The organism is Streptomyces sp. SID3212, from assembly GCF_009865405.1.
In the GTDB taxonomy this organism is placed as follows: Bacteria; Actinomycetota; Actinomycetes; order Streptomycetales; family Streptomycetaceae; genus Streptomyces.
This window is the reverse complement of sequence record NZ_WWJY01000620.1, coordinates 1-8,167: the sequence shown is the minus strand read 5'-3', so window position 1 is coordinate 8,167 and position 8,167 is coordinate 1. Positions and strand designations below refer to the sequence as shown.

The 8,167-nt window shown below is 73.3% G+C and carries 9 protein-coding genes and 1 pseudogene; 5 read left to right on the top strand and 5 right to left on the bottom strand.

The annotated features are described in order from the left end of the window. Positions 1 to 194 (bottom strand): annotated as a pseudogene (locus GT042_RS39180) (ATP-binding protein); the annotation flags it as partial. 283 nt (positions 195 to 477) lie between these two features. On the opposite strand from GT042_RS39180, the gene GT042_RS18590 reads away from it, so the two are divergent. Both GT042_RS18590 and GT042_RS18585 read left to right on the top strand, forming a co-directional pair. After that, on the top strand, positions 478 to 1,218 hold the full coding sequence (locus GT042_RS18590) for an acyltransferase (RefSeq protein WP_161309845.1): 741 nt from the start codon (positions 478 to 480) through the stop codon (positions 1,216 to 1,218). Positions 1,219 to 1,304: 86 nt separating this feature from the next. Beyond that, a complete protein-coding gene (locus GT042_RS18585) occupies positions 1,305 to 1,859 on the top strand; it encodes a YbaK/EbsC family protein (protein WP_161309844.1) in 555 nt (184 codons plus the stop codon). Between the two features lie 20 nt (positions 1,860 to 1,879). Here GT042_RS18585 and GT042_RS18580 read toward each other — a convergent pair whose 3' ends face one another. Beyond that, the gene (locus GT042_RS18580; protein ID WP_161309843.1) at positions 1,880 to 2,287 is read right to left on the bottom strand and encodes a CoA-binding protein; all 408 of its coding nucleotides are present in this window, start codon (positions 2,285 to 2,287) and stop codon (positions 1,880 to 1,882) included. Between the two features lie 98 nt (positions 2,288 to 2,385). On the opposite strand from GT042_RS18580, the gene GT042_RS18575 reads away from it, so the two are divergent. Beyond that, positions 2,386 to 3,012 (top strand): YigZ family protein, encoded by a 627-nt coding sequence (locus GT042_RS18575; protein ID WP_161309842.1) that lies wholly within the window; start codon positions 2,386 to 2,388, stop codon positions 3,010 to 3,012. An 84-nt stretch (positions 3,013 to 3,096) separates the two neighbouring features. Here the strand turns inward: GT042_RS18575 and GT042_RS18570 are convergent, their stop codons facing one another. From GT042_RS18570 to GT042_RS18560, 3 genes are all read right to left on the bottom strand, one after another. Continuing rightward, positions 3,097 to 3,846 carry a GAF and ANTAR domain-containing protein gene (locus GT042_RS18570; protein WP_161309841.1) on the bottom strand — a complete coding sequence of 250 codons (750 nt, stop codon included), beginning with the start codon at positions 3,844 to 3,846 and terminating at the stop codon, positions 3,097 to 3,099. Further along, positions 3,843 to 4,568: an ANTAR domain-containing protein gene (locus GT042_RS18565; protein WP_161309840.1), complete on the bottom strand. Its 726-nt coding sequence runs from the start codon at positions 4,566 to 4,568 to the stop codon at positions 3,843 to 3,845. Before GT042_RS18565 ends, GT042_RS18570 begins: the two co-directional genes overlap by 4 nt. A gap of 63 nt (positions 4,569 to 4,631) precedes the next feature. Then, positions 4,632 to 5,021, bottom strand: a complete 390-nt coding sequence (locus GT042_RS18560; RefSeq protein ID WP_161309839.1) for an STAS domain-containing protein — start codon at positions 5,019 to 5,021, stop codon at positions 4,632 to 4,634. 411 nt (positions 5,022 to 5,432) lie between these two features. On the opposite strand from GT042_RS18560, the gene GT042_RS18555 reads away from it, so the two are divergent. Next, the gene (locus tag GT042_RS18555; RefSeq protein ID WP_161309838.1) at positions 5,433 to 6,599 is read left to right on the top strand and encodes an exonuclease SbcCD subunit D; all 1,167 of its coding nucleotides are present in this window, start codon (positions 5,433 to 5,435) and stop codon (positions 6,597 to 6,599) included. Then, positions 6,596 to 8,167 (top strand): SMC family ATPase (locus GT042_RS18550; RefSeq protein WP_161309837.1); only part of this gene is annotated, 1,572 nt, incomplete at its 3' end. The genes GT042_RS18555 and GT042_RS18550, both read left to right, overlap by 4 nt.

Genomic DNA, 8,167 nt, shown 5'->3' with positions numbered 1-8,167 from the left:
ACGACAGTGACCGCCACACACGCCCAGGCCCCGCCGGCGGTGGCCGTCACCCAGGCGCGGGCCGGCCCGGGGGCCGCCACGGCCACCGAGGCCGCGGCAGCGCCGGCGACCACCAGCACGGCCAGGGGGACGGTCAACGACAGCGATCGCGCGGGGCGTATGCGGTGCGGGCTGGGGGTGACAGGCACTGACATTCCGCGGTCCCTCGGTACTTGGAGTGTGTGGGGGGAGACAGAGAGTGGCGCTCATGCTAGCCACGGCGTCGTGTCCCGAGGCGCGCGAAAGGCCGGTGCCAGCCCTACGGGGGAGTTTGTGCGGAAGCGCCCCAGAGGGGCGGGGCGCCGTGATACGGGAGGGGGCGCCGTGACAGGGGAGGGGACGGTGTGACAGCGGAAGGGTCGGTTCCGCATGGGTCTGGGGGGAAGATCACAGGTCCGTGCCCGGCCCGTCCTGTCCGCGCCCCTCTACGGTGAGTGCGTGCCGAAGAACGGAACCGTCCTCTCCTCGCTGGCAGCCTGGCGCCGCGCTCTCGCGTCGCGCGCCGTCCAGCGCGGCTGGCGCTGGATCCAGGACAACGGCGCCGTCACCGCCGAGCATCCGGGGCGGCTGCGCTTCGCGAGGATCGGCGCCGGCACCCGGCTGGCGTTCCCGCAGGGCACTGTGTTCGGCGAGGCGTGGATCGAGCTGGGCGACCACTGCGTCATAGGCGAGCAGGTCACGCTGACCGCCGGGATGATGCCCGGCCTGGACCTCGGGCCCGCGACGGTCCTGACGCTGGGCGACGGGGTGGTGCTCGGGCGGGGCAGCCACGTCATCGCCGACACCACGGTGACCATCGGCTCCGACACGTACTGCGGCCCGTACGTCTACATCACGTCGACCAACCACAGCTACGACGATCCGGGGACGCCCGTCGGCAAGCAGTGGCCCAGGGTCGAGCCCGTCGACATCGGGCCCGGTTGCTGGCTCGGTACGGGCGCGGTCATCCTGCCGGGCGCGCGGCTGGGCAGGAACGTGGTCGTGGCCGCGGGGGCGGTGGTACGGGGCGAGGTGCCGGACCACGCGGTGGTGGCGGGGGCCCCGGCCCGGATCGTACGGAGCTGGGACCCGGAGCGGGGCTGGCAGCCGCCGCTGCGCACCCCGGCGCCGGTGCCGATCCCGGAGGGGGTCACGCCCGAACAGCTGCTGGCGCTGGCGGAGTTGGACCCTGACGGCTGACCGCTGACGGCTCATGGCTGGTGACCCGTGCCGTCGGCGGCTCACAGGCGTCGGTCGGGCACCTGCCGTGCGTTAGCGTGACGTCCATGCGCGCACCCATCGGAAACTTCACCGACGCCCGACCCGCCCCGGACTGCCTGGACCTGCTCACCGAACCGGTCGCCCGGGCCGTACGCGCCTGGCAGGGCGCCGTCCCCGCCGACCAGTTGGTGTTCGTGGACACCGACCCGGCGATCGCCGACACGGCCGTCTTCGTCGAGCACCACGGCGCCGAGCTGCTGGACCGGTCGGCCAACTGTGTCGTGGTGGCGGGCAAACGCGCGGGCGGGTCGACCCTCGCCGCCTGCGTCGTCCTGTCCCGTACCCGGGTGGACGTCAACGGTGTGGTACGCAAACAACTCGGCGCGCGCAAGGCGTCGTTCGCCCCGATGGACACCGCCGTCGGCGAGACGGGCATGGAGTACGGCGGCATCACCCCCATCGGCCTGCCCGCCGACTGGCCGCTCTTCGTGGACTCCGCCGTGCTCGACACGGAGTGGGTCCTCATCGGAAGCGGGCGCCGCCGGGGGAAGCTCATCGTGCCCGGCAAGGCCTTCGCGGACCTGCCGGGCGTGGTCGTGCTGGAGGCACTGGGCATCTGAGGGGCAGCCGCGTCCGCGGCTCAGCCGAGACGCGGGATCTCGATGGCGGGGCAGCGGTCCATCACCATCGCCAGACCGGCGTCCCGGGTCCGGTCGTACGCCTGCTCGTCGATCACCCCGAGCTGGAACCAGACGGCCTTCGCGCCGATGGCCACGGCGTCGTCCGCGACCGCGCCGGCCTGCTCGCTGTTCACGAAGACGTCCACGACGTCGACGGGGAAGGGAATGTCCGCCAGCGAGGCGTACCCCTGTTCGCCGTGGACCGTCTCGGCCTTGGGATGCACCGGCACCACCCGCTTCCCGAAGCGCTGGAGCACGGCCGCGACACCGTAGGCCGCCCGCGAGGTGTTGGTGGACAGGCCCACGACCGCCCAGGTGTCACCGGTCGAGGTGAGGATCCGGCGGATGGTCTTCTCGTCTGCGTACATGTCCGGGACAACGGGTGGCCCGCCCCGGTCATTCCCGCGTATTCCGGCGGGTCCTTCCGGCGGCTCCGCAGGTCGGCGGCCCCGCATAGGGTGGGGTGATGCAGGAGCAGTACCGGACCGTCGCCCGGGCGGGCGTGCACGAGACCGAGGTCAACCGGTCGCGTTTTCTGTGCGCGCTGGCACCCGTCGCCGATGAGCGCGAGGCACAGGAGTTCGTGGCGGGGATCCGCAAGGAGCACCCGGCGGCCAGTCACCACTGCTTCGCGTACGTGATCGGCGCCGACGCCTCCGTACAGAAGGCGAGCGACGACGGGGAGCCGGGCGGGACGGCCGGGGTGCCGATGCTCGACATGCTGCTGCGCCGCGAGATGCGGTACGTCGTCGCGGTCGTCACCCGCTACTACGGCGGGGTCAAGCTGGGCGCGGGCGGGCTGATCAGGGCGTACGGGGGAGCGGTCGGCGAGGCGCTGGACGTGGTCGGCGTCCGGACCCGGCGGCGTTTCCGGCTCGCCACCGTCACCGTCGGCCACCAGCGCGCGGGCAAGCTGGAGAACGATCTGCGGGCCACCGGGCGCGCCGTCCGTGAGGTGCGGTACGCGGAGGCGGTGACCATCGGGATCGGGCTGCCGGACGGGGAGGTCGACACGTTCCGGGCCTGGCTCGCGGACACCACGGCGGGGACGGCGGTGCTGGAACTGGGCGGCGAGGCGTACGGGGACGGATGAGGGCGCCCGGGCGGCTGCCCGGACCCGCGTTGCGCGGCGTGTGCTCCCGTGCGCCCGGCGACTCAGCGGCTCGGCGTCGGTGGCTCAGCGGCTCGGTGCCGGCGCCGGGATCAGTGTCGTGTCGAACCCGCCGGTGATGATCTCCGCCGCGAAGTCCGCCAGCCGCAGCCGGTGCGCGCGGGCGTAGGCGCGGAAGGCCTCGAAGGACTCGTCCACGGACGCCCCCCAGCGCTCGGCGAGGATCCCCTTCACCTGCTCGATCAGCACCCGGCTGGTCAGTGCCGCCTGGAGCTGGCTCGTCTCCACGTGCGACTGCTCCAGCGTGCGCTGCTGGAGGATGGCGATCGTCGCGACGTCCGCCAGCGCCTGCGCGAGGGCCAGTTCCCCGTCGCCGAGCCGGTGCGGCCCGTTCTGGAACAGGTTCAGCGCGCCGACCACGCGGTCCCGCAGCCGCAGGGGCAGCGCGTGGGTGGTCACGTACCCGACCGCGCGCGCCTGCGCGGTGAAGCGCGGCCACTTCTCGGCGGCCACGTCGTCCGTCAGGTCGATGTTGGGGCTCGCCAGACCCGTGGCGTAGCACTCCACACACGGACCCTGGTCGTGCTGCACGGCGAGCAGTTCGAGCAGCCGCGCGTGCTCGTCCGACGCGGCCATGATCTGCAACTCGCCGTGCACGTCGGCCAGCATGATGCCCGCCGCGTCGACGTCGAGCAGTTCGATGCAGCGGGTGGACAGCCGCTGGAGCAGATCGATGACGTCGAAGTCGTCGATCAGCGAGTCGGCGACCTCCACGAAGATCTCCGCCAAGCGTTGTTCGCGGGCCATGCCGATCATCTCTTTCCACCGTCGGGCGAATGCGGCCCGTTTTTATGGTCCTCGAATCGAAGCTTCCTGGCTACCACGTCCGCCGCGACCTCGCTCAGCGTCCGCTCACTGCTGTAGGCGAAGGCGCGCAACCGTACGAGCGCCTCCGCCAACTCCACCCCCAGCTGCACACTGATCATGCCGGTCGCCTGGTGGACCACCGCGCGGTACACCTCGGACGGCGGGGACACCGCCTGCCGGCCGCCCCTGACCCGTGTGCCCTGGTCGTCGAGGAAAGCCGTGGTCAGCGCCGCCGTGAGCGCCAGCGCGTCCGCGATCTGCCGGCGCGACAACCCGCGGTTGTCATGGCGTACGACGGTCATGACACCCAAACGGATGGCGCCTATACCGAGGGGGAAGCAGAAGACGCCCCGCACCGGGGTGGCCAGCGCGGCCGGCAGCAGCGCCGGCCAGCGCTCGGGCCGTACGCGCGTCAGGTCGGGCTCCAGGACGACCACGCCCGTACGGACCGCCTCGGGTCCCGGGCCTTCCCCGAAGGTGAACTGGAGCTCCTCGAAACGGGCGCTGCTCCCCGGGTGGCACCACAGCGGCTCGACCAGTGGCCCGTCGTCCAGGAGGAGGGACACGGCCACCCCGTCGACCCCGAGTGCCTTGACGCAGGCGGCCGCCAGGTCCTTGTCCCCGCCGAGGCCCAGGGTGCGGAGGACTTCGGCCATGCCGTCGCTGATCACGGTGTCCGTCCTGATCGCTGTGGCCGGTGTCCTGGGCGCGGCGCCCGCCGACTCCCGGTGACCTTACGCGCTCCCACCGGACGGCGCGCCCTGTTCCCGGGGCGGCGGGGCGTCCGCGACATGGCCGCGCCGGGCGTCCTGGACGCTCAGGTACTGGGGGAACAGTTCTCCGAGCCGGGCCGCGCGGAACACGATCCCGACGCTGCGGCGGGTGTAGACGACCCTGGCCCAGCCGCCCCGGTGCCGGCAGTCGTCCCAGGCCGCGCAGAGCGGGTCGAGGGCGCTGCCGTCCATGAAGGACACGGCGCTCAGGTCCACCACCAGGCGGGGCGGTCGCGGCACGTCCCGTATGGTCCGCAGCTCGTGCGCGAAGCGGGGGACGGTCGTCAGGTCGAGTTCGCCCGTCGCCCTGACCACCTGGCACGCGTCGGGGGGATCGGTGAGGGAACCCATCCGTGGCCAACTCCTCTGGGTCTGGTCGCCGGGGGCCGGGACACGGTTCATCAGCGCGGCCAGCGTAGTGCGGCGTCCGCCGCCGGGCCTCGTCACGGCGCCCATGCGCCACCGGCTGCTCGATCTTGGTGCTGATCCGATCGGAGATTGATTTGTGGTGACGGAATTTGTCCTGAGTGTCACCGATTGTGTCTGTTGTTTCCGGCGGGGTTCACGGAGATGACCCCGGGGTGACCGGGATGACCCGCCGGGCGGGCGTCCGGTGGGAGACTGGGGCCGCTGGGAAACGGGTTGCGGGCGGCGCTAGCGTGGTCCGTGGTCCGCGACAGGCGGCGTCGCCCGGGGACGTATGCGCGGGAGCGGGCGCCGCGAGGGGTGGGGAAAGGGAAATATGCAGGCCGGAGCCGTCTCTTGAGGATTCTTCATACGTCGGACTGGCATCTGGGGCGGTCGTTCCACCGCGTGGGCCTGCTCGACGCGCAGGCCGCGTTCCTCGACCATCTCGTGTCGACGGTACGGACCCACGCGGTCGACGCGGTGGTGGTCGCGGGCGACGTCTACGACCGCGCGGTGCCGCCGCTGGGCGCCGTCGACCTCTTCGACCGGGCCCTGCACCGGCTGGCCGACGCGGACGTCCCGACCGTGATGATCTCCGGCAACCACGACTCGGCCCGCCGGCTCGGCGTCGGCGCGGGTCTCCTCGGCCGCGCGGGGATCCACCTGCGGACCGACCCGGCCCACTGCGCCACCCCCGTCGTGCTCACCGACACCCACGGCGACGTCGCCTTCTACGGTCTGCCGTACCTCGAACCGGCGCTGGTACGGGACGAGTTCAAGGCGCCCAGGGCCGATCACGAGACCGTGCTCACCGCGGCCATGGAGCGGGTACGGGCCGACCTCGCCGCACGCCCCGCCGGCACCCGCTCCGTGGTCCTCGCCCACGCCTTCGTGGCCGGAGGCGCGCCCAGCGAGAGCGAACGCGACATCACCGTCGGCGGGGTCGCGGTCGTGCCCGCCGGGGTCTTCGAGGGCGTCGACTACGTCGCCCTCGGCCACCTGCACGGCTCCCAGCGCCTCACCGAGCGCGTACGGTACGCGGGTTCGCCGCTCGCGTACTCCTTCTCGGAGGCCACCCACCGCAAGACCATGTGGCTCGTGGACCTCGGCCCCGGCGGCGAGATCGAGGCGGAGCGGATCGACTGCCCCGTACCGCGCGCCCTCGCCCGCGTCCGGGGCCGGCTAGACGACCTGCTGGCCGACGAGACCCTCACCCCCCACGAGGACGCCTGGGTCGAGGCGACCCTGACCGACACGGTCCGCCCCGCCGAACCCATGGCCCGGCTCACCGCCCGCTTCCCGCACACGCTCAGCCTGGTCTTCGACCCCGAACGCACCGACGACGACCCGCTCGCCTCGTACGCGCGGCGCCTCGCGGGCCGTACCGACCAGCAGATCGCGGAGGACTTCGTGGCGCACGTCCGCGGCGGTTCCGGGGCCGACGCGCGGGAACGTACCGTGCTGCGCGACGCCTTCGACGACGTACGGGTCGACGCGACCGTCCGCGAGGTGACCCCATGAGACTGCACCGCCTCACCCTCACCGCCTTCGGCCCCTTCGCCGGCACCGAGTCCGTCGACTTCGACGCGCTCTCCGCCGCCGGCATCTTCCTGCTGCACGGGCCCACCGGCGCGGGCAAGACGTCCGTGCTCGACGCGGTCTGCTACGCGCTGTACGGCGCCGTGCCGGGCGCCCGGCAGAGCCCGGGGGCGTCCCTGCGCAGCGACCATGCCGCCGCCGGGACGCACACCGAGATCCTGCTCGAACTGACCGTGGGCGGGCGGCGGTTGGAGATCACCCGGCAGCCCGCGCAGCTCCGCCCCAAGAAGCGGGGCGCCGGCTTCACCACCGAGAAGGCGCAGAGCTGGCTGCGCGAGTACGACCCGGAGAGCGGCGCGTGGCGCGCGCTGAGCCGCTCCCACCAGGAGATCGGTGAGGAGATCAGCCAGCTGCTCGGCATGAGCCGCGAGCAGTTCTGCCAGGTCGTCCTCCTGCCCCAGGGGGACTTCGCGCGCTTCCTGCGGGCCGACGCCGAAGCGCGCGGCAGACTGCTCGGAAGGCTCTTCGACACGCGGCGCTTCGCCGCCGTCGAGGAACGCCTCGCCGAACTGCGCCGCGCCGCCGAACAGCAGGTACGCGCGGGTGACGAACGGCTGACCGGGATCGCGCAGCGCATCGCCCAGGCGGCGGGCGGCGGGGCGCCCCCGCTGCCTGGACACCAGCCGGGCGACCCCGAACTCGCCCCGGCCGTCCTGGAATGGGCGGCCGTCGCCCGCTCCCTCGCGTACGAGCGCGCCGACATCGCCGAGTCGGCCCTCGCGGCGGCGGAGAGCAGGCAGGCGGCGGCCCGGCGCGCGCTGGACGGTGAGCGTGAACTGGCCCGTCTCCAGGAGCGGTTCGCGTCGGCGCGCCGGCGTGCCGAGGAGCTGGAGGCCCGCCGCCCCGAGCGCGACGAGGCCGGGGCCCTGCTGGAGCGCGGCCTCAGAGCCGAACGGGTCGCGCCGGCCGTCGCCCTGCGGGAGGAGACCGACCGCGCGCACCGCGCGGCGGCCTACGCGTACGACCGTACGCGCGAACGCCTCCCCGACGACCTCACCGAGGCGGGCGCCGAGCAACTGGCGGCCCTGGAACGGTCCATGCGCCAGGAACTGGGCGCCCTCGACGCGGCCCGGCAGGCGGAGCGGCGCAGCGCGGAGATCACCGCCGAGCGGTCGGTCCTGGAGCGGGAGGCACGGACCGACGACGAGATCCTCCGGGACGCGGAGAGCTGGCTGGCCGGCTGGGACACCACCCGCCGCACCCTCCAGGACCGTATCGAGGCCGCCCAGGAGGCAGTCACCCGCGCCGAACAGCTCGCGGGGCAACTCGAACCCGCCCGACGCCGGTTGGCCGCGGCTCGGCGCCGCGACACCCTCGAAGAGACCGCCGACACGGCGGAACGCCGGCTGAACTCCGCGCGCGAAGAGGCCAACACGGCCCACGAGGCGTGGCTGCGGATCCGGGAGCGCCGCCTGGACGGCATCGCGGCGGAGCTGGCCGCCGGGCTGGTCGACGGCGAACCCTGCGCCGTCTGCGGTTCCGCCGGGCAC